Genomic DNA, 26996 nt, shown 5'->3' on the forward strand with positions numbered 1-26996 from the left:
GGTGCGTGCGTGCTCCGGCGGTTCGGCGCCGTAGCGGTTCCTTACCGGTCCTACACGGGGGTTCTCTATCGGATCGATATCCGCTGTTCTGCGCCGTTCGTGCGGTCGGCTCCGCCCCGCCGGACGACGGGGGACGCAAGCGCCGTGAGCGCGAGCAGCGCCATGGCGGCCGCGGCGACGAGGACGGCGGTGGTGCTGCCGAGGGCGTGCAGCAGGAAGCCGCCCAGGAGCGCGCCGAGGGAGTTGAGGCCGGAGCCGATGAGGGTGAAGACACTGGTGGCCCGGCCCTGCATGGCATCCGGGGTGACCAGTACCTGGTAGCTGCCGGCGGCGACGTTGAGCAACGCGCCGGTACCGCTCATTCCGGCCATCAGGGCGCCGAGTTGGACGGGATGGTCGGCCACGGCGACGGCGGCCATCAGGGCGGACCACAGGGCGAGCGCCCCGATGAGGATCCCCTGCACGGGAAGACGGCGGTTGATCCAGGGGGCCGCGAGGGCGCCGGTCAGACCGCCCAGGCCGCCGAGGACGCCCAGGACACCGACCATGGCGGCGCTGTGCCCGTTCTCCTTGACGATCAGCACCATGGCCAGAGTGATCAGCTGGAAGGCGAGGTTGCTGCCGCCGACCAGGGCGATGGCGGCTCTCATGAAGCGTTGCCGCCACACCCACACCAGGCCTTCGCGTATCTCCCGGCGCAGGGAGTGGGGCTGTGGGCGCGCCTTGTCCTGCAGATCGGCCCGGAGCCCGAACACCGTCGACAGGGCGATCAGATGGCCGAGGGCGGCAGCGCAGAAGGGCAGCCAGCGCGCCGCGCTGAACAGCGCCGCGCCCATGGGCTGTCCGAGGAGTCCCGCGCCGTGGCCGCGGGCCTCGCTCTGCGACAGGGCGGTACGGAGCTGGTCGGCGGGGACGACATGCCGTACGGCGGCCCGCTCGGCGAGCCGGTGCAGGATGCCCGCGGCGCCCTGGACGAAGGCGACGGCCATCACGTGGGACAGCCACAGCCGGCCGGTGAGGAGCGCGGCGACCAGGGTGGTCATGGCGGTGAGTCCGGTAAGGCTGCAGGTGATGAGCACCCGGCGGCGATCGAGGCGGTCGACCAGGGCGCCCGCCGGCAGCAGGACGAGGAGCTGGGGCAGCAGGGAGGCGAAGCCCACCATCCCGGCCTCGGCCGGACTCCCGCCGGCCCAGAGGTAGAGGAGCGGATACGCGGTCACGGCGGCGCGGTTGCCGAGCAGGGCGGCGCCGGCGCCGAGCCACAGCCGCCGGAAGTCGCGGTTGCGGCGCAGCGGAGGGAGGACGGAGGACTCGGGGGGAACGGTGCCGGTCGATGTCATGGGTGCTTCCGGTGTCTGGGAAGAGGCGGCCGGCCCGCTCGCGGGTTGCCGGGCGAGTGGTCGGCCTGCGGGGCACGGGGGGTCGGCGTACGGGACACGGGGGTGTGCGGGTCACGGGTGATGGGTGTGCCGCGCACGGGCGGTCGGCGTGCGGCGCACGGGCGCCGGGACCCGGGACGGCCCGGCCGACTGGGTCGCAGTCGGCCGGGCCGTCCCGGCGTGCCCGGGGTCACCGGGCGGTGGCGGTCGTCGGGCTGCGCCGGGTCAGTGGGGGTCGCCCGCCCCGTTGCGCAGCCGGGCCGCGACCGCCTTGGCCACGTGCTCACCGGATTCACCGTTGGTGAGCACCACCAGGCCACGACCGGTACCGAGGCGCAGCACGGACGCGCCGTAGTAACCGACGGGGGTGCCGCCGTGGCCGAACTCGGTGTCGGACCCCAGCACGTCGACGACGGTGCCGAGGCCGTAGAGGCTGTCGGTGGCCGGCGTCAGCATCAGCTCGGCGGTCTCCTTGCCCAGCAAGCCGAGCGGTCTGCCGAGCGCGGAGCGCCGCAGCTCCAGCGCCGCCCGGGCGAGGTCGGACGCCGTCGTCCACAGCCCGGCCGCCGCGGCGTCGGGCCTGATCCGCCGACCGCCTTCGATCGGCCGTCCGTGGGCGTCGTGTCCGTACGCCGCGAGGACGCCGGACCGCTCCGGGTAGTCGACGGCGAAGCTGCTGTCGTTCATGCCGACCGGGAGCAGGACCAACTGCCGCATCAGCTCGTCGAACGACTCACCGGTGACGTCCTCCATCACCTTCTGCAGGACGACGTAGTGCACGTTGGCCTTGCGGAACCCGGTGCCGGGTTCCACCCCGCGGGACACGGGGGCCACCTCCTGATCGGCCCTGCCGGTCAGAAGGTCGAGCAGCGAGGGCACGTGGCCGCCCGGCACGACGCCGTGGCCCGGGGTCGGGGTGAGGCCCGAGCGGTGGCCCAGGAGATGCCGCAGGGTGACGGGGGTGTCGCCGGGGACACCCGGCACCTGCCAACCGGTGAGGTAGCGGTTCACGTCCTCGTCGAGCCGCAGCACCCCCTCCTCGACCAGCCGCATCGCGCCAAGTGCCGCTATGTGCTTGCTGATCGAGCCTGCCTGGAACCTCGTCCGCGGGCCGACCAGGCGCCCCTGACCGTCCTGGCCGGCGGTCTCCACCGCCACCAGGTCGCCGCCTTCGAGTACGGCGACGGAGGCACCCGGCACGGCGTAGTCGTCGAGCAGCGCGGCCAGTTCGCTGCCCGCGGGCACACGTGCCCGGCCGGGCGCGGAGGCGGGCGGTGCCGGTTCGGCCGCCGCGGCGTCCACGGCCGCGGCCACCTCGGCGAGCGTCTCGTGCTGGTAGAGCATGAACAGCGACAGCGGCAGCTTCTCCCGCTGGGAGGCGGCGATCACCTTGATCACCTGGATCGAGTGTCCGCCGAGGCTGAAGAACCCGTCCTCCCGGCCGACCTGCTCCACACCGAGCACGTCCGCCCAGATCGCCGCGAGCCGCTGCTCGGTCTCACTCTCCGGCGCGGTGTGGGCGCGCTGTCCCACCGCCTGGGCCGGGTCGGGGAGCTGGGCCCGGTCGATCTTGCCGTTGGCGTTGAGCGGCAGGGCCGGCAGCTGGGTGAAGCTGCCCGGGATCATGTAGTCGGGCAGGTGGTCACGGCAGTACGCCGTCAGCCCGGCGGTGTCGAGCACATCGGCTCCGGGCCGGGCCACCACGTAGGCGGCGAGCCTGCCGTCCCCCGGGGTCGGCTCGTAGCCGATGACGAGCGCTTCGGCGATGTGGGTGTGGTCGTGGAGGACCGCTTCGATCTCCCCGGTCTCGATCCGGTAGCCACGGACCTTCACCTGGTGATCGGTACGGCCCAGGAACTCCACCACACCCGGCTCCACCCAGCGCGCCAGGTCCCCGGTGCGATACATCCGCGACCCCGCCGCACCATACGGATCCGGCACGAACCGCTCACCCGTCAGCCCAGGACGACCCAGATACCCCCGCGCCACCCCCACACCCGACACGAACAGCTCACCCACCGCACCGACCGGAACCCGCCGGAACGAGGAATCCAGCACCCGCATCACCATGCCCGGCAACGGCACACCGATCGGCACCACACCCGGCCCCGCATCCACCGGCACCGGATACACACACGTACCCACCGACGCCTCTGTCGGCCCGTACTCATTGACCAGACGCCCCTCACCCAGCACCCGCGCGAACCGCGACGCCAGCGACCCCTGAAGCGCCTCACCCGCCACCACAACCACCGACGCCAAGCCGGCGATCTCCTCATCGGACAACTGCTGCCCCAGCACCTCCAGATGACCCGGAGTCAGCTTCAGGAAACCGAACGGACCCGCCTCCACCAGACGCCCGCCCAGCTCCGAGAGATCCAGATCCTGCGGCAGCAGATACACACGCCGGCCCGCCAGCAACGGCGCCCACACATTCGGCACCACCAGATCGAACGCCACCGACGAGAACACCGCACCACCACCAGCACCAGCACCACCACCGGCACCACCACCGGCACCAGCACCCACCAGATCCCGCACCGCCCAGCCCAGATGATTGGCCAGACCCCGGTGCGTGACCGCCACCCCCTTCGGACGCCCCGTCGAACCCGACGTATAGATCACATACGCCAGCTCATCCGGATCCGGAACCCTCTCAGGAGCCGCGTCGGAGACAGCCGCGACCGCGTCCACGATCTCGGGATCGTCCACACACACCAGCCGGCCCGCGAACCCCTCAGGAGCAAGCGCCAGCTCCGTCACCAGCACCGCGGCACCGGCATCGGCGAGCATCCCGGCCACCCGGGCCGGCGGGAACGACGGATCCAACGGCACGAACGCCGCACCCGCCTTCCACACACCCAGCATCACCGCATGCAGATCCACCCCCCGCCCCAGCAGCACACCCACCACCGAACCACGACCCACACCCACCGAACCCAGATACCCGGCCCACCGGTTCGCCACCGCGTCCAGCTCACCGAACGACAACGAGAAACCCGCACCCTCGACCGCGACCGCATCCGGAACCAGCGCCGCACGCCCGGCGAACACCACCGGCACCGGCACGTCACCGGCCACAGCACCCCCGCCGGCAGCCTCCCAGCCACTCAGCACCCGGGAGTCCGACTCCGGCAGGAACACCGCCGACGCGTCACCCCCACCACCGAGCGCCATCGCCTCGAACACCGCCCGGTACATCCCAGCCAAACGCTCCCCCCGCACCCGCGACACCAGCCGCGGTGAGCACCGCAGTTGCAGTCGTCCGGGGGCCGTCGACACGGCCAGGCCGAACTCGTTGGTGCTCGACCCGAGGGCCGCGGTGGAGTCGACCATGGCTCCGCCTGCCGCCTCCTCGGCCCCCTCGAAGTCGTGGAAGCTGAAGTACGCCTCGATGAGCCGGCCGCCACCGGCGTACTCCCCTTCGATCACCGGCATCGGGAAGTGCCGGTGGGTCCAGGTGGTCCGCTCGGTGGCGAAGGTCTGCGCGACCAGGTCCCGCCAGGTGCGGGCCGTCCGGTGGTGCGGGATCGGCAGCACGTTGAGGAACATGCCCGCGATCCGGTCCGCACCGGGCGCCTCGGGGCGTACGTGGTGGGTGAGACCCGAGAGGAACGCCTCTTCCGGGGTGAGCTGGCTGAGCACCTTGAGGTGCGCGGCGAGCAGCACGCTCTTGAACGGTGCCCCGGACTGCACGGCCAGCCGGCGCAGTTCGGTCTCCAGATCGGCGTACGGCACGCTCAGGACGTACAGCCCGCCGTCCTCCTCCTGTTCGGACCCCCAGCCGGCCGGGACGGTGAACCGTTCCGTACCGGTCACCAGCGTCCGCCAGTAGTCCCGTTCCCCGGCCGACTCCAGGGCCGCGAGCTCCGCGGCGACCGTGTCGGCGAACCGCAGGGCCGGCCGCTCGTACGCGGGGGCTTCGCCCGCGAGCAGTCCGTGGTAGGTCTGGAACAGCTCGGTGAACAACTGCCGTGTGCTCCAGCCGTCCAGGATCACATGGGAGTTGACCACGGTGAGCTGCCAGCTGCCGCCCGCGCACAGATGCACGGTGAACCGCACCAGCGGCACGGACTCGGGGTCGAGCGGCGCGTGGGACAGCCGGTCCGCGTACTCCCTGACCGCCGCCTCGGCCCCTTCGTCGCTGAGCGCTGTCAGGTCCACGACCTTGACCTCGGTGCGCACCGTGCTGTGCACCAGCTGCAGGGGTACGGAGCAGCGGTTGAGGCTGATCCCGGTGCGCAGCACGTCGTGCCGGGCCACGAGGGTGTCCACCGCCTCCTGGAAGAGCCGCGGGTCGAACGCCCGCTGGTCGCGGATCCGCAGGCTGCTCACCATGTGGTAGGCCGGGTTCTCGGGGTCGGACAGCATCTCGATCTGCATGCCCAGCTGGCTCTGGGTCAGCGGGTACGCGTCGTCGAGGCCCTCAGGGAGCAGCGCCCGGTCCGCCTCCGGGATCAGGGCGAACGGTTCGGCACGACGGCGGGGGGCGGAGTCGCCACCCTCGCGTGCGGCGATCAGACCGCAGAGGCGTTCGAGGACGGGGTGCTCCATGAGGTCACGGACCTCGGTCCGGTAGCCGGCGTCGCGCAGGGTGCCGACCAGGATGACCGCGCGGATGGAGTCGCCGCCGAGCTCGTAGAAGCTGTCGTGGACGCCGACCTTGTCTACGCCGAGCACCTGCTGCCAGATCTCGGCGACATGCGCCTCCAGCGGGGTGCGCGGGGCGGTGAACTCGCCGGCGCTGCGCAGCTGTCCGGCCTCGGGGGCGGGGAGGTTCTTCTTGTCGAGCTTGCCGTTGGTGGTCAGCGGAATCGCCCCGAGCTCGACGAACGCCGCCGGGATCATGTAGTCCGGCAGGTCCTGCGCGAGCGCCGCCCGCAGGGCACGCGGCTCGACCACCGCACCCTCGGCCGGCACGACGTACGCCACCAGCCGCTTGTCCCCCGGGGCGTCCTCACGCACCACGGTGACGGCCTGCCGCACCGCGGCCTCCTTCGAGAGCGCCGCGGTGATCTCACCCAGCTCGATCCGGAAACCACGGATCTTCACCTGGTCGTCGATACGGCCGAGGAAGTCGAGCCCACCGTCCGGGCGCCTGCGGGCCAGGTCGCCACTGCGGTACATGCGACTGCCGGCCGGACCGTACGGGTCGGGCACGAAGCGCTCCGCCGTCAACGCGGGACGGCCGAGGTAGCCACGGGCCACACCCGGACCCGCGACATGTATCTCACCCTCGGTTCCGTCCGGCACGGGACGGCCTTCCGGGTCGAGGAGGTGCACCGTGAGGTCGGCCAGCGGGCGGCCGATCGGGTTTCCGGCCTCGGGCGTGAAGTCCCGCTTGGTCAGGCGGTGGTAGGTGGTGTGGACGGTGGTCTCGGTGATGCCGTACATGTTCACCAGCGAGATCCGGCCCAGACCCACCCGGTCGACCCACGGCTTGAGCTCGGCCGTCTCCAGCTTCTCCCCGGCGAAGATCACCGCGCGGAGGAAGAGGTACTTGACCCGCCGGTCTCCCTCGGCCACCGCCGTCACCAGCGAGCGGAAGGCGGTGGGGGTCTGGCTGAGAACGGTCACCTCTTCCTCGACCAGCAGATCGAGGAAGTCCTCCGGGGAACGGGTCACCGCGTGCGGCACGACCACCACGCGGCCGCCATGGGCCAGGGCACCCCACATCTCGAACACCGAGACGTCGAACGCGTAGGAGTGGGCCATCGACCAGACGTCCGTCTCGTCGAAGGCGTAGTGCTCCTGCGCGGTCTCCAGGAGCCGCACCACGTTGCGGTGGGTCAGCGCCACTCCCTTGGGGCGGCCGGTCGAACCCGACGTGTAGATCGTGTAGATCAGGTTGTCCGGTCCCGAGAGCTTCGGCAGGTCGTCCGCGGCCCACCCGGCCAGTTCGGTGGCGGTCTCCGGGTCGTCCAGGACGATCAGCGTCCCGTCGTACACCTCGGAGATGCCCGCCGCCAGCTCGCTCGTGGTCACCACGATGTCCGCCCGGGCGTCGGACAGGACGTAGCCGAGGCGCTCGGCGGGGTTCGCCGGGTCGAGGGGCAGGTACGCCGCTCCCGACTTGAGTACGCCGAGCAGGGTGGGGATCAGTTCGGCGCCGCGCTCCAGGTGGACGCCGACCAGGTCCTCCGCCCCCGCACCGAGCGCCCGCAGGTGCCGGGCGAGCCGGTTGGCCTGGGCGTTGACCTGCGCGTACGACAGCTCCTGGCCGCCGGCGGTCACCGCGACGGCGTCCGGTGTCTCCGCCACCCGCGCCTCGAACAACTCGTGTGCTGTCAAGCCCGTCTCCTCAGGCAGGTGCCGCTCCTCCGAGGTGCCGGCGGCCGGCCCCTCGGTGTTCCGCGACTCGGTGTCGTCGTTGGATCGGCCGTTGACGACTCGGCCGTTGGTGTCGCCGTCGAGCCCTGCCGCGATGGCCTCGAGCACCTCGCGGTACAGCACCGCGAGTTCGTCCCCGCGGTCCCGGGCCACCAGACCCGTGCCCGTACGGATGCCGATCTTCTGGTCGCCGTAGGCGTGCACGGCGAGGCCGAACTCGTTGGGTGCCTGGCTGACACCCGTACCGGTGTCGATCAGGTCGGCGTCGACCTGGTGGAAGTCGATGTAGTTGAAGAACACGTCGACCAGTCGTTCACCCGTGCCGAGCTGCCGCTGGATCGCGGGCAGCGGATAGCGGCGGTGCGCCCAGACCTCGGTCTCCCGGCCGAAGACCCGGGTGAGCAGCTCGCGCCAGGTGCGGGCGCCGCGCTCGTGCGGGAACGGCAGGGTGTTGAGGTGCATGCCGACCACCTGTTCGGCGCCGGTCAGTTCCGGCCTGGTGTGGAAGACCACTCCGGTGTGGAAGGCGTCCTCGCCACCGAGCCGGCTCATCACCTCCAGGTGGGCGGCGAGCATCAGCGTCTTGAACGGCACGTCCGCCTCCGCCGCGCGGGTGCGCAGCACCGGGGCGAGGTCGGCGACCCGCACGTCCACGCCGTAGCTCTCCGGCACGCCGTCCCCGGCCCAGGAGGCGGGGGGCAGCAGCCGCGGCCGGCCGGTGACGACGTCCTGCCAGAACACGCGGTCGGCGGAGCTGTCCAGCGACTCCAGTTCGCCCGCGATGACATCGGCGTAGCGAACGGGCGGCGCGGTGCTGGTGGCGGGCGCACCCGTGTCGCGGATCTCCCGGTAGGTGTGCACCAGCTCCATGTCCAGCGTGTGGGTGCTCCAGCCGTCGATGATCACGTGCGAGGTGGTGAGGGTCAGCCACCAGGCGCCGTCGCTCTCCAGATAGACGGCGACCCGCAGCAGCGGGGCGGTCCGCAGGTCGAAGAGCGCGGCACGCTCCTCGTCCACCCGGGCGGTGAGCTCCTTCTCTCCCTCGACGACGTCGATGCCGCGGTAGTCGTACACCGCCACGGGCACCTCGGCGGTGCGGTGCACCACCTGCAGGGGAACGGAGTATCCCGTCACGTGCACCGAGGTGCGCAGCGAGTCGTGCCGGTCGGTGACCGCCCGGACGGCGGAGCGCAGTGCCGCCTCGTCGAAGGGGCGGTCGTCCTTGATCCGCTTGGAGATCACCGTGTGGTAGCTGTTCCGGCCGCTGCCCGACATCAGCTCGGCGACCATGCCCAGCTGGACCTGGCCCAGCGGGTAGGCGTCGGCGGCACCGGACGGCACCAGGGACCGGTCGGCGGCGCTGATCAGCGCGAACGGCTCGGTGGCCGCGGTCTGTCCGGACACCCGCGTGCGGCTGTCGATCAGCTCCGCGAGGGCGGCGACGGTGCGCTGCTCGAAGACATCGCGTACGGACAGGTCGTAGCCACGGCCGCGCAGGGCGCCGACGACGCCGACGGCACGGATGGAGTCGCCTCCGCGGTCGAAGAACCGGTCGGCGGTGCCGACCCGTTCGATGCCGAGCACGCGCTGCCAGACCTCGGCGACGGCGTGCTCGGCCGGGGTGCCCGGGGCGAGGTACTCGGTCCGGGACGCGTCCTCGTCCGGGGCGGGCAGGGCGGCGCGGTCCAGCTTGCCGTTGGCGTTGAGCGGGAGAGCCGGCAGCTGCACATAGGCCGAGGGGACCATGTACGACGGCAGGTGCTCGGCGCAGTACGCCGCCAGCTCGGCCGGATCGGCCTGCTCGGCGCCGACCAGGTAGGCCACCAGGCGCTTGCCTCCGTCGGTGTCCTCGTGGACGAGGACCCGTGCTTCGGCGATGTGGGTGTGGTCGTGGAGGACCGCTTCGATCTCCCCGGTCTCGATCCGGTAGCCACGGACCTTCACCTGATGATCGGTACGGCCCAGGAACTCCACCACACCCGGCTCCACCCAGCGCGCCAGGTCCCCGGTGCGATACATCCGCGACCCCGCCGCACCATACGGATCCGGCACGAACCGCTCACCCGTCAGCCCAGGACGACCCAGATACCCCCGCGCCACCCCCACACCCGACACGAACAGCTCACCCACCGCACCGACCGGAACCCGCCGGAACGAAGAATCCAGCACCCGCATCACCATGCCCGGCAACGGCACACCGATCGGCACCACACCCGGCCCCGCATCCACCGGCACCGGATACACACACGTACCCACCGACGCCTCCGTCGGCCCGTACTCATTGACCAGACGCCCCTCACCCAGCACCCGCGCGAACCGCGACGCCAGCGACCCCTGAAGCGCCTCACCCGCCACCACAACCACCGACGCCAAGCCGGCGATCTCCTCGTCATCCAGCTGCTGCCCCAAAACCTCCAGATGACCCGGAGTCAGCTTCAGGAAACCGAACGGACCCGCCTCCACCAGACGCCCGCCCAGCTCCGAGAGATCCAGATCCTGCGGCAGCAGATACACACGCCGGCCCGCCAGCAACGGCGCCCACACATTCGGCACCACCAGATCGAACGCCACCGACGAGAACACCGCACCACCACCAGCACCAGCACCAGCACCAGCACCAGCACCAGCACCCAGCAGATCCCGCACCGCCCAGCCCAGATGATTGGCCAGACCCCGATGCGTGACCGCCACCCCCTTCGGACGCCCCGTCGAACCCGACGTATAGATCACATACGCCAGCTCATCCGGATCCGGAACCCTCTCAGGAGCCGCGTCGGAGACAGCCGCGACCGCGTCCACGATCTCGGGATCGTCCACAGACACCAGCCGGCCCCCGAACCCCTCAGGAGCAAGCGCCAGCTCCGTGACCAGCACCGCGGCTCCGGCATCCGCGAGCATCCCGGCCACCCGGGCCGGCGGGAACGACGGATCCAACGGCACGAACGCCGCACCCGCCTTCCACACACCCAGCATCACCGCATGCAGATCCACCCCCCGCCCCAGCAGCACACCCACCACCGAACCACGACCCACACCCACCGAACCCAGATACGCGGCCCACCGGTTCGCCACCGCGTCCAGCTCACCGAACGACAACGAGAAACCCGCACCCTCGACCGCGACCGCATCCGGAACCAGCGCCGCACGCCCGGCGAACACCACCGGCACCGGCACATCACCGGCCACAGCACCCCCGCCGGCAGCCTCCCAGCCACTCAGCACCCCGGAGTCCGACTCCGGCAGGAACACCGCCGACGCGTCACCCCCACCACCGAGCGCCATCGCCTCGAACACCGCCCGGTACATCCCCGCCAGACGTTCCCCCCGCACCCGCGAGAGCACCGAGGTGTGCGTCTTCAGCGTCAGACCGCCACCGGACGTGGTGACCGTCAGGGCGAACTCGTTCGAGCCCGAGCCGAAGCCCGCGGCGAGATCGATCTGCTCCTCGTCCAGGTTGTGGAAGTCCTGGTAGTTGAAGATCACGTCGATCAGCCGGTCCGCGCTGCCCGCGAGCCGCTGCACCTCCGGCAGCGGGAACCGCCGGTGCGACCACAGCCCCACCTCGGTGTCGAAGACCTGCTTGACCAGTTCGCCCCAGGTCGAGGCGATGCGTCGGTGGGCGAACGGCAGCGTGTTGAGGAACATGCCGTGTACCCGGTCCGCGCCGAGGACTTCGAGCCGGGTGTCGCACACCAGGCCGGTGTGGAAGGCCTCTTCGTGAGTGAGCTGGCTCATCACCTTCAGATGGCCGGCGAGCAGTACGCTCTTCGCCGATGCCCGCGCCTCGGCGGCCAGCGCCCGCAGCGGCTGCTCCAGGTCGGCCAGCGGCACTGTGATGCTGTACGCCTCCGATGCCGTACCCGCCTCGTCGGCCCAGCTGTCCGGGAGGGCGAACGGGGTGTGCCCGTTCACCACGCCGTCCCAGTAGGCGCGGTCCTCCGTGGAGGCGAGCGCGGCGAGTTCGGCCGCCACCGTGTCCGCGAAGCGGACCTGCGGCGGGACGTGCGCCGCGGGGCTGCGGCCGTCACGCAGGGCGCGGTAGCAGCCGATCAGCTCCATCAGCGTGGAGTGCTGGCTCCAGCCCTCGGTCACCATGTGGGACCTCGTGAGCCCCAGCCACCAGCCGTCGTCGGCGAGATGCGCGCTCATACGCAGTTGCGGCGCCGTGGCCGGGTCGATCGGGCGCGCCTGCTCGGCGTCGACGTGGGCGTGTATCGCCCGGTCCACCGCCTGCTCGTCCAGGCCGCGCAGATCATGCACCTGAAGCGGTACGTCCACTCGGGAGTGGACGAGCTGCAGCGGCAGCGAGCACGTGGACAGGTCGAAGGACGTACGCAGCGCCTCGTGGCGTGCGGTGACCTCGCGGATCGCGGCGCGCAGCGCCTCCTCGTCGAACGGCTTGTCGTCGCGGACCTTGTAGCCGCCGGTGCTGTGGTAGTGCGCCGAGGAGTCGGCCTGCAGCTCGTAGAGCATGCCGGTCTGCACCTGGGTGAGCGGGTAGGCGTCGTCCAGGCCGGCGGGCAGCAGGGCCCGGTCCTCCTCGGAGATCAGCTCGAACGGCCGGACGGGCCGGTACTCGGCGGCGGGTGCGCCACGGGTGCCGATCAGGGCGGCGAGAGCGGCGACGCTGCGCTGTTCGAAGACGTCCCGCACGGTGATGTCGTGGCCGGCCGACCGGAGTGCGCCGACGAGGGCGACGGCGCGGATGGAGTCGCCGCCGAGGTCGAAGAACGAGTCCTCGATGCCGACGCTCTCCAGGCCGAGCACCTCGCCCCAGACCAGGCAGAGCTGCTGCTCCAGCGGGTTGCGCGGAGCAAGTGAGCCGGCGTCCGCGGCGAGCGCGGAGGTGTCGGGGGCGGGGAGGTTCTTCTTGTCGAGCTTGCCGTTGGTGGTCAGCGGAATCGCCCCGAGCTCGACGAACGCCGCCGGGATCATGTAGTCCGGCAGGTCCTGCGCGAGGGCCGCCCGCAGGGCACGCGGCTCGACCACCGCACCCTCGGCCGGCACGACGTACGCCACCAGCCGCTTGTCCCCCGGGGCGTCCTCACGCACCACGGTGACGGCCTGCCGCACCGCGGCGTCCTTCAGCAACGCCGCGGTGATCTCACCCAGCTCGATCCGGAAACCACGGATCTTCACCTGGTCGTCGATACGGCCCAGAACCTCAAGACCACCATCGGCACGACGACGCGCCACATCACCACTGCGGTACATACGACTGCCCGCCGCACCGAACGGATCCGGCACGAACCGCTCCGCCGTCAGACCCGGACGCCCCAGATAACCACGCGCCACACCCGGACCCGCGACATACATCTCACCCGGCACACCCACCGGCACCGGCTGACCCTGAGCATCCAGCAGATACACCGCCAGATCCCCCAGCGGACGCCCCACCGGGCTGACGCCCGGCCGTGTCAGGTCCTCCGGCCGCACCGGGTGGTAGGTCACATGCACCGTCGTCTCGGTGATGCCGTACATGTTGATCAGGGCCACATCGTCGAGCCCGACCCGCTCGGTCCAGGGGGCGAGTTCGGCCACCTCCAGCTTCTCACCGCCGAAGACCACGGCCCGCAGACCGAGCGCGTCGATCCGCTCGTCCCCCGAAGCCGCCGCAGCGACCAAAGAACGGAACGCCGTCGGCGTCTGACTCAGAACGGTGACCCGCTCCCCGACCAGAAGATCGAGGAACTCGTCCGGCGACTGCGCGACGTGCTTCGGCACCACCACGACCCGCCCACCGAAGGCGAGCGCACCCCACATCTCGAACACCGAGAAGTCGAACGCATACGAATGCATCATCGACCACACGTCGTCCGCCGTGTACGCCATGTCCGCATGACAGGCGTCCAGCAACCGCACCACATTGCGATGCGTCAGCACCGCACCCTTCGGACGCCCCGTCGAACCCGACGTGTAGATCGTGTAGACCGCATGATCCGGACCCGCCACCGGCGCGAGGTCGTCCGCCGCGAGCTCCTCCAGCGCGGCGGCGACATCCGGAGCGTCGAGCACCACCAGAGCACCGTCATAGACCTCCGCCAGACCCGCGGCCAGCTCCCCGGTCGTCACCACGATCCGCGCCCCGGCATCGGACAACACATAACCGAGCCGCTCCGCCGGGTTCGCCGGATCCAGCGGCAGATACGCCGCCCCCGACTTGACCACACCGAGCAGAGCGGGAACCAGTTCCCCACCACGCTCCAGATGCACACCAACCAGGTCCTCCGCACCGACACCCAACGCCCGCAGATACCGGGCCAGCCGGTTCGCCCGCGCATTGACCTGCCCGTACGACAGCTCCTGACCGCCGGCCACCACGGCCACCGCATCCGGAGCCTCCGCCACCCGCGCCTCGAACAGCTCGTGCGCCAGCGCCTGCGACTGCGGCAGCTCACGCGGCGCCGCGACCACCGCGGCCCGCTCCTCCTCCGGCAGGTACGAAGCCCGCGCGTCGCCGGCGGCACCCTCGGCCGCCATGCTCTCCAGGACCGCCCGGTACATCCCGGCCAGCCGGTCGGCGTTCACCTGCGACAGCAGGTGCGTATCGCTGCGCAGCCCCAGGAAGCCACCGATGGAGCTGACCGCGAGGCCGAACTCGGTGGCGGTCTTGTTGATGCCGTTGCCCTCGTCGACGATCTCGCCCTCTTCCAGGATGTGGAAGTCGAGATAGGTGAAGAAGACGTCGATCAGGCGCCGGCCGCCGGACTGGATGGCGGCCAGCGGGTAGCAGCGGTGCGGCCAGGCCTCCACCTCGCGGTCGAAGACCTCGCGCACCAGCTCGCCCCACGTCGAGGCGGTGCGGGTGTGTCCGTGCGGCAGCGTGGTGATGTACATCCCCATCAGCCGGTCGGAGCCCGCGACCTCGGGCCGGGTGTGGCCGACGAGGCCGCTGAGGAAGGCGTCGGCGTCGGTGAGCTGGCTGAGCACCTTCAGATGGGCGCCGTGCAGGACCGCCTTGAACGGCACGCCCGCCTCCGCCGCCAGTGCCTTGAGCCGCGGCTCGAGGTCGCGGTAGGAGAACCCGGCGTCCACCCGCTCGGCGGGTGCGTCGAGGTCACCGTGCCAGCCCTCGGGGAGGGTGAACCGGGTGTGGTTGTCGACCATCGTCTGCCAGAACCCGCGGTCCTCGTCCGAGGCCAGCGAGTCGAGCTCCGCGGCGACGCTGTCGGCGAACCTGACCGGCAGTGCCTCGTACGCGGGCTCGCGGCCGTCGCGCAGGTCGCGGAAGGCGGCGATGAGTTCCTTGAGCAGCTCGTGGTAGCTCCAGCCCTCGAGGAGGGCGTGGTTCTTGGTGAACGAGACCCGCCAGGTGCTGTCGCTCTGCACATGGACGGTGATCCGGATCAGCGGGTCGGACGAGGCCAGGTCGAAGACGTCGGCCCGCTCGGCGGCGGCGAAGGCCCTCAGGTCGGCCTGCAGCTGCTCGGGGTCGGTGCCGCGCACGTCGCAGCAGCTGACCGGAATGGCGACGGCGTGGTGGACGAGCTGCATCGGGACGCTGTACGTCGTGAGGTCGGCCGAGGTGCGCAGGATGTCGTGGCGCCGGCCGACGATCCGTACCGCCTCGGTGAACGACTCGAGGTCGAACGGGGCGTCGTCGTTGACGAGGAACGACACGAAGTCGTGGTAGTTGCCGCGCTCGCCCGAGGCGAGGGTCTCCACGAGCATGCCGGTCTGCACCTGGGTGAGCGGGTAGGCGTCGTCCAGACCGGCGGGCAGTATCGCCCGGTCCGCGTCGGATATCAGCTCGAACGGCTCGACCCGGCGGACGGCGTCCGGCACCTCCCGGCCGGTGGCCGAGGCGCAGAGCGCGGCGATGGTGGTGTGCGAGAAGACGTCGAGCACACCGACCTCGAAGCCGGCGGAGCGCAGCGCCCCGACCAGGCCCACGGCGCGGATCGAGTCACCGCCGAGCTGGAAGAAGTCGTCCTCGACACCCACGCGTTCCAGACCGAGCGCCACGGCCCAGACGGCCGCCATGCGCTCCTCGTCGGGGGTGCGGGGTGCCACGTAGGAATCGACGTCCACGGACTGGACGTCGGGGGCGGGGAGGTTCTTCTTGTCGAGCTTGCCGTTGGTGGTCAGCGGAATCGCCCCGAGTTCGACGAACGCCGCCGGGATCATGTAGTCCGGCAGGTCCTGCGCGAGGGCCGCCCGCAGGGCACGCGGCTCGACCACCGCACCCTCGGCCGGCACGACGTACGCCACCAGCCGCTTGTCCCCCGGGGCGTCCTCACGCACCACGGTGACGGCCTGCCGCACCGCGGCCTCCTTCAGCAACGCCGCGGCGATCTCACCCAGCTCGATCCGGAAACCACGGATCTTCACCTGGTCGTCGATACGGCCCAGAACCTCAAGACCACCATCGGCACGACGACGCGCCACATCACCACTGCGGTACATACGACTGCCCGCCGCACCGAACGGATCCGGCACGAACCGCTCCGCCGTCAACGCGGGACGGCCGAGGTAGCCACGCGCCACACCCGGACCCGCGACATACATCTCACCCGGCACACCCACCGGCACCGGCTGACCCTGAGCATCCAGCAGATACACCGCCAGGTCTCCCAGCGGGAAACCGACGCGGCTGACCAGCGGATTGGCCACGTCCTCGGCATCGATCCGGTGGTAGGTGGTGTGCACGGTGGTCTCGGTGATGCCGTACATGTTCACCAGCGCCACACCGTCGAGGCCCATCCGGGTCGTCCACGGTTCGAGGTCGCCGACCTCCAGCTTCTCGCCCGCGAAGATCACCGCGCGCAGCGTCAGCGCGTCGATCCGCGCGTCGCCGTCGGCGGTCAGGGCGACGAGGGAGCGGAAGGCCGTCGGGGTCTGGCTCAGAACGGTCACACGCTGCTCGACCAGCAGGCCGAGGAACTCCTCCGGGGAGCGGGTGACGGCCCGGGGCACGACGACGAGCCGGCCGCCGTGGGCCAGGGCGCCCCACATCTCGAACACCGAGACGTCGAAGGCGTACGAGTGGGCCATGGACCACACGTCGGTGCCGTCGAAGGCGTAGTGCTCCTGCGCGGTCTCCAGGAGCCGGACCACGTTGCGGTGGGTCAGCGCCACGCCCTTGGGACGCCCGGTCGAGCCGGAGGTGTAGATCGTGTAGATGACGTTGTCCGGATCGGCGGCCCGCGGCAGGTTCTCCGTGGGCAGCTGTGCCAGCTCAGCGGCCGTGCCCGGGTCGTCGAGAACGATGAGGATGCCGTCGTAGACCTCCGTGAGGGCCGCGGCCAGCTCGCCGGTGGTGACCACGATCCGCGCCTTGGCGTCGGACAGCACGTAGCCGAGCCGCTCGGTGGGGTTGGCCGGGTCGAGCGGCAGATAGCCGGCGCCCGACTTGAGCACACCGAGCAGGGTGGGGATCAGTTCGGCGCCGCGCTCCAGGTGGACGCCGACCAGGTCCTCCGCACCGACACCCAACGCCCGCAGATACCGGGCCAGCCGATTCGCCCGCGCATTGACCTCCGCATACGTGAACTCGGCACCGCCGGCCACCACGGCCACCGCATCCGGAGCCTCCGCCACCCGCGCCTCGAACAGCTCGTGCGCCAGCGCCTGCGACTGCGGCAGCTCACGCGGCGCCGCGACCACCGCGGCCCGCTCCTCCTCCGGCAGGTACGAAGCCCGCGCGTCGCCGGCGGCACCCTCGGCCGCCATGCTCTCCAGGACCGCCCGGTACATCCCGGCCAGCCGGTCGGCGTTCACCTGCGAGATCCAGCGGCAGTTGGCGGTGAGGATGACGTGCCCGGCCCGGGAGGCCACGGTGAGCGGGAACTCGGTGGGGCTGTCGTCCATCCCGGACATCGCGTCGACCAGGTCGGTGTCGAGCTGCCGGAAGTCCTGGTAGTTGAAGTAGATGTCCATCAGGCGGCCGGTGCCGCCCCATTGGCGCAGCACCGCGGGCAGCGGGTAGCGCCGGTGGCTCCACAGGTCGACCTCGGTCTCGAAGACCTGCCTGACCAGGTCGCCCCAGGTGGCCGCCTGGCGCCGGTAGGGGAACGGCAGCGTGTTGAGGTACATGCCGTACACCCGGTCGGCGCCGGCGGCCTCCGGCCTGGTGTCGCAGACGAGTCCGGTGTGGAACGCCTCCTCGTCGGTGAGCTGGCTCATCACCTTCAGGTGGGTGGCGAGCATGACGGCCTTCATCGACGTGTCGGTGGCCGCCGCGAGCGCCCGCAGACCGGGCTCGATGTCCCGCCATGAGAAGCCGCACTTGTACAGGTCGAAGGTGCCGGCGTCCGGATCCCCCCAGCCGGCGGGCATGGGCAGGGTGGCGTGGTCGGTGACCACGTTCTCCCAGTAGGTCCGGTCCTCCACCGATTCCAGTGCGGTGAGTTCGGCGGCGACGGCGTCGGCGAAACGGATCGTCGGGGTGTCCTCGGGTTCGGTGAGGGAGCCGTCCCGTACGGCGAGATAGGTGGTGACGAACTCCATCAGGAGCGAGTGGTAGCTCCAGCCCTCGAGGATCGGGTGGCACTCGACGACGGAGATCCACCAGCCGCCGTGGTCGGTCAGGTGCGCGTGGAAGCGCATCAGACCCGGCTTGGACATGTCGAAGACGTTCTTGCGCTCCTCGACGGTGAACGCCTCGAGCTCGGCACGTACCGCGTCCCGGTCCAGACCGCTGAGGTCGAAGACGAGGTTCTTCAGCTCCGCGTGGGCGTGCACGAGCTGCAGGGGACGCGAGTAGGCGGACAGCTCGATGGAGGTGCGCAGGATCTCGTGCCGCGCGACGACGATCCGCGCCGCCTCGACGTAGGCCTCGCGGTCGAACGGGACGGGATCGTGGATCAGGTACGAGGAGACGTTGTGGTAGTTGTTCTGCTCACTGTCCGAGAGCATCTCGATGACCATGCCCAGCTGGTTCATGCCCAGCGGGTAGGCGTCGATGACGTCGAGGGGCAGCATCGCCCGGTCTTCGTCGGAGATCAGCTCGAACGGCTCCACGCGCCGCTGCACGAGGTCGCCGCGGGCCTCGCCCATCAGCTCACTCAGCCGGGCCACCGTGCGACGGTCGAACACGTCACGGACGGCGACCTCGTAGCCGGCGTCACGCAGGGCGCCGACCAGGGCGACGGCGCGCATCGAGTCGCCGCCGAGTTCGAAGAAGCTGTCGTGGACGCCGACCTTGTCTACGCCGAGCACCTGCTGCCAGATCTCGGCGACATGCGCCTCCAGCGGGGTGCGCGGGGCGGTGAACTCGCCGGCGCTGCGCAGCTGTCCGGCCTCGGGGGCGGGGAGGTTCTTCTTGTCGAGCTTGCCGTTGGTGGTCAGCGGAATCGCCCCGAGCTCGACGAACGCCGCCGGGATCATGTAGTCCGGCAGGTCCTGCGCGAGGGCCGCCCGCAGGGCACGCGGCTCGACCACCGCACCCTCGGCCGGCACCACGTACGCCACCAGCCGCTTGTCCCCCGGGGCGTCCTCACGCACCACGGTGACGGCCTGCCGCACCGCGGCGTCCTTCAGCAACGCCGCGGTGATCTCACCCAGCTCGATCCGGAAACCACGGATCTTCACCTGGTCGTCGATACGGCCCAGAACCTCAAGACCACCATCGGCACGACGACGCGCCACATCACCACTGCGGTACATACGACTGCCCGCCGCACCGAACGGATCCGGCACGAACCGCTCCGCCGTCAACGCGGGACGGCCGAGGTAGCCACGCGCCACACCCGGACCCGCGACATACATCTCACCCGGCACACCCACCGGCACCGGCTGACCCTGAGCATCCAGCAGATACACCGCCAGATCCCCCAGCGGACGCCCCACCGGGCTCACCCCGGGCATCCGCAGATCGGCGGACTGCACCTCGTAGTACGTGACGTGGACGGTGGTCTCGGTGATGCCGTACATGTTGATCAGGGCCACGTCGTCGAGCCCGACCCGCTCGGTCCAGGGGGCGAGTTCGGCCACCTCCAGCTTCTCACCGCCGAAGACCACGGCCCGCAGACCGAGCGCGTCGATCCGCTCGTCCCCCGAAGCCGCCGCAGCGACCAAAGAACGGAACGCCGTCGGCGTCTGACTCAGAACGGTGACCCGCTCCCCGACCAGAAGATCAAGGAACTCGTCCGGCGACTGCGCGACGTGCTTCGGCACCACGACGACCCGCCCACCGAAGGCGAGAGCACCCCACATCTCGAACACCGAGAAGTCGAACGCGTACGAATGCATCATCGACCACACGTCGTCCGCCGTGTACGCCATGTCCGCATGACAGGCGTCCAGCAACCGCACCACATTGCGATGCGTCAGCACCGCACCCTTCGGACGCCCCGTCGAACCCGACGTGTAGATCGTGTAGACCGCATGATCCGGACCCGCCACCGACGCGAGGTCGTCCGCCGCGAGCTCCTCCAGCGCGGCGGCGACATCCGGATCGTCGAGCACCACCAGAGCACCGTCATAGACCTCCGCCAGACCCGCGGCCAGCTCCCCGGTCGTCACCACGATCCGCGCCCCGGCATCGGACAGCACATACCCGAGCCGCTCCGCCGGGTTCGCCGGGTCCAGCGGCAGATACGCCGCCCCCGACTTGACCACACCGAGCAGAGCGGGAACCAGTTCCCCACCACGCTCCAGATGGACGCCGACCAGGTCCTCCGCACCGACACCCAACGCCCGCAGATACCGGGCCAGCCGATTCGCCCGCGCATTGACCTGCCCGTACGACAGCTCCTGACCGCCGGCCACCACGGCCACCGCATCCGGAGCCTCCGCCACCCGCGCCTCGAACAGCTCGTGCGCCAGCGCCTGCGACTGCGGCAGCTCACGCGGCGCCGCGACCACCGCGGCCCGCTCCTCCTCACTGAGCAGCTCCGCACGCGCGATGCGTGTGCCGGGCCGGGTCAGGGCCGTCCGCAGCAGGCGGACGTAGTGCGCCGCCATCCGCTCGGCGGTCTCACGCTCGAAGAGCGACGTGGCGTACTGCAGCCGGGCGTGGAAGGTGCCGTCCGGCCGCTCCTGCACCTGCAGGGTGAGGTCGCACTTCGCCATCCCGTCACTGCCGCCGAACGGCTCCGCCGTCAGACCGGGCATGCTGAACGCGTCGAGCCGCCACTCGTGCAGCGTGAAGGCCGCCTGGTAGAGCGGCGTACGGGACTGGTCGCGCTCCGGCTGCAGTTCGTCGACCAACCGGGCGAAGGGCACGTCCTGGTGGTCGAAGGCGGCGAGCACCTTCTGCCGGCAGCCGTCGAGCAGCTCCGCGAACGTCGTGTCGTCCTGCCAGCCACCGCGCAGCACCAGGGTGTTGATGCCGTAGCCGAAGACGCCTTGCAGGTCCGGGTGGGTACGGCCCGATACGACGGTGCCGACGGCGACGTCCTGGGTACCCGCGTAACGGCCGAGGAAAGCCTGGTAGGAGGCGAGCAGGACGGCGAACGCGGTGGTGCCGTGCTCCTTGGCGGCGGCGCGGACCAGTTCGGCGAGGTCCAGGTCGAGGTCGAAGAGAACGTCGTCGCCGGCGTAGCTGCGCACCGCGGGCCGCGGACGGTCGGTGGGCAGCTCCAGCGGGGCGAGGCCCGCGAGCTCTTCACGCCAGTACGCCAGCTGCGCGGCCGCGCGCGGCCCCTGCTGCTCGGCGCGCTGCCAGGCGGCGAAGTCGGCGTACTGCACGGGCAGCTGGGCAAGGTCCGGGGCGGTGCCCGTGAGCTGTGCCGTGTAGCAGGTGCTCAGCTCGCTGCCGAAGAGGCGGGTGGACCAGGCGTCACAGGCGATGTGGTGGAAGACGACGGCGAACACGTGGTCGTCGTCGGCCAGCCGCATCAGGGTGCCGCGTACCGGCCACTGGGTGGCGAGGTCGAACGGCGAGGCCATCTCGCGGTGCAGTTCGTCCTGGGCCGCCTGCACGTCGGTGACCTCGACGACACGCAGGGCCACGGGACCCGGCTCGTCGACGATCTGCACGGCCGTGCCATCGGTCATGTCGTACCGGGTGCGCAGCACCTCGTGCCGGGCGCACACCTGCTCCCAGGCCCGGCGCAGTGCCTCGGTGTCCAGGGTGCCGCGCATCCGCAGGACCAGCGGCACCAGGTACTCGGTGCTGTCCGGCTCGAGCCGGCTGAGGAACCACATCTGCTCCTGGCCGTGGCTGAGCACCAGCGGCTGCGAGCGGTCGGCCCGCGGGATGCCGTTCCGGCGGGCGGCGGCGCCGCCTCGACGGCCGGCGAGGCGCTTACGCAGGAGCTCCTTGCGCAAGTCTTCGGCGGTCTGGGCGTCCTGGCGGATCATGCGCTGGCTTCCTTCGTCTCGGAGCCCGACAGCACCTCGGCGTCGGACATGGTGTCGATCTCGGAGCGGATCTCGTTCTCGATCTGCTGGGCCATCTCCAGGACGGTCGGGCCCTCGAAGAGTGCACGGACGGAGAGGGTGACCCCGAACTCGTCCTGGATGGCGGCGATCAGCCGGATGGCGAGGATCGAATTGCCGCCGGAGTGGAAGAAGTTGTCGCGGGGGCCGGCCTCGATACCGCCGACCTCTCGCCAGATCTCCTGGACGAGCTCGGCCACCGGGCTGATGGGCTCGTCGTCCTGCTGTGGTCCTGACCGGGCGGCGGGGTCGGGGAGCTGGGCCCGGTCGATCTTGCCGTTGGCGTTGAGCGGCAGGGCCGGCAGCTGGGTGAAGCTGCCCGGGATCATGTAGTCGGGCAGGTGGTCACGGCAGTACGCCGTCAGCCCGGCGGTGTCGAGCACATCGGCTCCGGGCCGGGCCACCACGTAGGCGGCGAGACTCACCTGGGAGCCCTCACCGCGGGGAATGACGAGCGCTTCGGCGATGTGGGTGTGGTCGTGGAGGACCGCTTCGATCTCCCCGGTCTCGATCCGGTAGCCACGGACCTTCACCTGATGATCGGTACGGCCCAGGAACTCCACCACACCCGGCTCCACCCAGCGCGCCAGGTCCCCGGTGCGATACATCCGCGACCCCGCCGCACCATACGGATCCGGCACGAACCGCTCACCCGTCAGCCCAGGACGACCCAGATACCCCCGCGCCACCCCCACACCCGACACGAACAGCTCACCCACCGCACCGACCGGAACCCGCCGGAACGAGGAATCCAGCACCCGCATCACCATGCCCGGCAACGGCACACCGATCGGCACCACACCCGGCCCCGCATCCACCGGCACCGGATACACACACGTACCCACCGACGCCTCCGTCGGCCCGTACTCATTGACCAGACGCCCCTCACCCAGCACCCGCGCGAACCGCGACGCCAGCGACCCCTGAAGCGCCTCACCCGCCACCACAACCACCGACGCCAAGCCGGCGATCTCCTCGTCATCCAGCTGCTGCCCCAAAACCTCCAGATGACCCGGAGTCAGCTTCAGGAAACCGAACGGACCCGCCTCCACCAGACGCCCGCCCAGCTCCGAGAGATCCAGATCCTGCGGCAGCAGATACACACGCCGGCCCGCCAGCAACGGCGCCCACACATTCGGCACCACCAGATCGAACGCCACCGACGAGAACACCGCACCACCACCAGCACCAGCACCAGCACCAGCACCAGCACCAGCACCCAGCAGATCCCGCACCGCCCAGCCCAGATGATTGGCCAGACCCCGATGCGTGACCGCCACCCCCTTCGGACGCCCCGTCGAACCCGACGTATAGATCACATACGCCAGCTCATCCGGATCCGGAACCCCCTCAGGAGCCGCGTCGGAGACAGCCGCGACCGCGTCCACGATCTCGGGATCGTCCACAGACACCAGCCGGCCCGCGAACCCCTCAGGAGCAAACGCCAGCTCCGTCACCAGCACCCCGGCTCCGGCATCCGCGAGCATCCCGGCCACCCGGGCCGACGGGAACGACGGATCCAACGGCACGAACGCCGCACCCGCCTTCCACACACCCAGCATCACCGCATGCAGATCCACCCCCCGCCCCAGCAGCACACCCACCACCGAACCACGGCCCACACCCACCGAACCCAGATACGAGGCCCACCGGTTCGCCACCGCGTCCAGCTCACCGAACGACAACGAGAAACCAGCACCCTCGACCGCGACCGCATCCGGAACCAACGCCACACGCCCGGCGAACACCACCGGCACCGGCACATCACCGGCCACCGGCTGTCCCCCGGAGCCCCACTCCGTGAGCCGCTCCAGCTCCCGCGCCGGCACCATGGCGAGGTTCTCGAGCGCCGTGGCCGGGCTGTCCACCGCCGCGGTCAGCAGGCGGCCGAGGTGGTCCGCGAGCCGCTGTGCCGTCGCCTCGTCGAAGAGCGAGGTGGCGAACTCGAGGCCTCCGGTCAGTCCGCCGTCGCGGTCCGGGCGCAGCAGCAGCGTGAGATCCGTGTGCGTGATCCGCCACAGCTGCCGGATCGTCTCGAAGTCCTCGTCGACGGCCCCGTTGAAGTCCTCGTCGTGCAGGTCCACCGCCACCTGGAAGAGCGGTGTACGCGACAGGTCGCGGTCCGGCACCAGGGCGTCCACCAGCAGGTCGAAGGGCAGCTCCTGGTGCGCGAAGGCGTCCTGCGCCACCTCACCGGCACGGGCCACCGCCTGGGCGAAGCCCTGCGACGGGTCGAGGCGGCACCGCAGCACCACGTTGTTGAGGAAGAACCCGACGACACCGTCGAGTTCAGGCCGTCCGCGCCCCGCCACCGGGGTGCCGACGGGGATGTCCCACTGCCCGGTGTGCCGCCCGAGGACCGTGGCGAAGGCGGCGAGCACGACCGCGAACCGCGTCGTCCCCGACTGCCGTGCCAGCTCGTCGAGGCGCCGTGCCGTACCGGCCGGCACCGTGAAGGGCACGATCGATCCGCGGCCGTCGCGCACCGCGGGTCGCGGCCGGTCCGTGGGGAGTTCCAGCGGCCGCAGCCCGTCGAGGGTCTCCCGCCAGTGCGCGAGCTCGTCCGCGACGGCCGCGTCGGTGAGCCGCTCCCGCTGCCAGACGGCGTAGTCGGCGTACTGCACCGCGAGCTGCGGCAGAAGCGGCTCGGTGCCGCGCGCGGCGGCGCCGACCAGCTCGGCGAACTCCCGTTCCAGTACGGCGGTCGACCAGCCGTCCGTCGTGATGTGGTGCATGGCGACCGCGACGATCCGCACCCCGTCACCGAGGTCGAACAGCTCGGCCCGCAGCAGCGGTTGACCGCCGTCCAGTGCGAACCCCCGGCCGAGCAGCGCCACCAGGTGCCCGGGGAGAGCGTCCCGGCCGGCCGCGGTCTCGGGCAGCTCGATGCGCAGCGCGGGCAGGATGTGCTGCAGCGGTTCCCCCGCCTCTTCGGCGTACGCGGTGCGCAGTACCTCGTGCCGGGCGACGAGAGCGTTCAGCGCGGTCTCGGCGTGCTCCCTGGTGGCCCCCGCGGGGAGCTTGAGGAGCAGTCCGGCGACCCACTCGGGGCTCGCCGGGTTCAGCTTGTCCATGAACCACAGTCGGCGCTGCTCGTACGACAGGGGGAGGCCGCGGCTTCGGTCCGCGCGCGCGATGGCCGCGTGCGTGGCGGCCGTTGCCTCGTCGAGCAGTGCCGCCTGGCCGGCCAGGGTGGTCGCGCCGAGCAGTGACTGCAGGGTGATCTCGCGTCCGGTGACGGCCCGCAGCCGGGTGACGAGCCGGGTGAGCTGCAGCGAGGTGCCGCCGAGCCGGAAGAAGTCGTCCTGCGCCGCGAGTTCTCCGGTGGGCCGGAGCAGATCGCGCCAGGCCTCGGCGATGAGCAGCTGTGCCGGGGTGCTCGGCGCTGTGCGGTCGCCCCCGGGGGGGGCGGTGGCCGGGCCGGCGGCGGGGGCGGTGAGCGGGTGCGGCAGTGCGCGACGGTCGGTCTTGCCGCCCGCGGTGCGCGGGAGGTCGTCGAGTTCCACGAAGAGGGCGGGCAGATGCGTGCTCGGCAGCCGGTCGATCAGATGGCCGCGCAGCAGGGCGTCGAGCGGTTCGCCGTGACCCGCACCGGGGGTGCGGACGACGTAGGCGGCGAGCTGCTGCGTGTCGTCGGCGGCGGTGTAGGGGGCGACCGCCGCGGCGGCGACCGCGGGGTGGGCGAGCAGGGCGGCCTCGACCTCGACGGGTTCGAGGCGGACTCCGTTGACCTTGAGCTGCTCGTCGATCCGGCCCAGGTATTCGAGCTGCCCGTCCTGGCGCCAGCGCACCTGGTCGCCGGTGCGGTAGAGCCGGCTGCCGTCCTGGGCGATCGGGTCGGGTACGAAACGCTCCGCGGTCTGGCCGGGCCGGTGGAGGTATCCGCGGGCCACCTGGACGCCGCCGATGAGGAGTTCGCCGGGGACGCCGACACCGACGGGGGTGCCGGCCGTGTCCACCACGAGCACACGGGTGCGCGGCAGCGGGCGGCCGATCGGGACCGCGCCGGCGGTCGCACCCGGGGTGAAGCGGTACGCGGTGGCATTGACGGTGCACTCGGTGGGCCCGTAGACGTTCCACACCTCCGCGCCGCTCGCCTCGGCCATCCGCTGCGCGAGTTCGGATCGCAGCTGCTCGCCGCCGGAGACCAGGGCACGCAGCGCGGTGCACCGGTGCCAGCCGTCCTCCAGGACCATCTGACGCCAGATGGTGGGAACCGCCTGGACCACGCTGACCTGTTGTTCGGCGATGGTGCGCAGGACGGTCGCCGGGTCGCGGTCCGCGTCGGGCGCCATCACGACGGCGGCTCCGCGGACCAGCGGGGCGAAGATCTCCCAGACGTGGGCGTCGAAGACGAGGGGGGTGCGGTGCAGCACCCGGTCCGCGGCCGTCAGGCGCAGCTGGTCCGCGGTGGCGGTGACCATGTTGGCGAGGCCCTGGTGGGGGACGACCACGCCCTTGGGGGTGCCGGTGGTCCCCGAGGTGTGCAGGATGTACGCGGCGTCCTGCGGGTCCGGGCCGCCGAAGTCGCCGACCGGTTCGCCCGCTTCCGCGGGGCCGACCACGTCGGCTCCGGTGGCCGCGCCCCGTTCCGCGGTCGCCGGGTCGCACAGGACCAGGCGGGTTCCGGAGCCCGCCACGAGGGCGTCGAGCCGGGACTGCGGGGCCCCGGCGTCCAGCGCGAGATAGGGCGCGCCGGCCCGGAGCACGGCGAGCAGTGCGACCACGAGGTCGCCGCCGCGGCCGAGGAGGATTCCGACGGGCGCTTCGGGGCCTGCGCCCAGTTCACGAAGCCGGCCGGCGAGCCGGGCCGACCTGTGGTCCAGCTCCCCGTAGGACATCCGCGCGCCGTCCGCCAGGACGGCGGTGGCCTCGGGCGTACCCGCCGCCTGGCGTGCGACGAGCTCGGGGACGAGCACAGTCTCGGCCGGAGCTTCCGTCCGTGGTGCAGGGATCATGCGA

3 protein-coding genes are annotated in these 26996 nt (G+C 71.2%); all 3 read right to left on the reverse strand.

The features are described from left to right. Positions 1–65: 65 nt before the first annotated feature. Positions 66–1340, reverse strand: a complete 1275-nt coding sequence (locus RM812_RS07340) for an MFS transporter (protein ID WP_311571583.1) — start codon at positions 1338–1340, stop codon at positions 66–68. 264 nt (positions 1341–1604) lie between these two features. After that, positions 1605–21956: a non-ribosomal peptide synthetase gene (locus RM812_RS07345; RefSeq protein ID WP_311571584.1), complete on the reverse strand. Its 20352-nt coding sequence runs from the start codon at positions 21954–21956 to the stop codon at positions 1605–1607. Next, on the reverse strand, positions 21953–26992 hold the full coding sequence (locus RM812_RS07350) for a non-ribosomal peptide synthetase (protein WP_311571585.1): 5040 nt from the start codon (positions 26990–26992) through the stop codon (positions 21953–21955). The genes RM812_RS07345 and RM812_RS07350 overlap by 4 nt, the downstream gene beginning before the upstream one ends. Between the last annotated feature and the right edge of the window lie 4 nt (positions 26993–26996).

Origin of the sequence: Streptomyces lancefieldiae (assembly GCF_031845825.1) — a bacterium.
GTDB lineage: Bacteria > Actinomycetota > Actinomycetes > Streptomycetales > Streptomycetaceae > Streptomyces > Streptomyces lancefieldiae.

What these genes read in the sequence shown, in the direction of transcription:
- RM812_RS07340 (WP_311571583.1), bottom strand. Translation starts at nt 1,340, where the DNA reads ATGACATCGACCGGCACCGTTCCCCCCGAGTCCTCCGTCCTCCCTCCG.
- RM812_RS07345 (WP_311571584.1), bottom strand. Translation starts at nt 21,956, where the DNA reads ATGATCCGCCAGGACGCCCAGACCGCCGAAGACTTGCGCAAGGAGCTC.
- RM812_RS07350 (WP_311571585.1), bottom strand. Translation starts at nt 26,992, where the DNA reads ATGATCCCTGCACCACGGACGGAAGCTCCGGCCGAGACTGTGCTCGTC.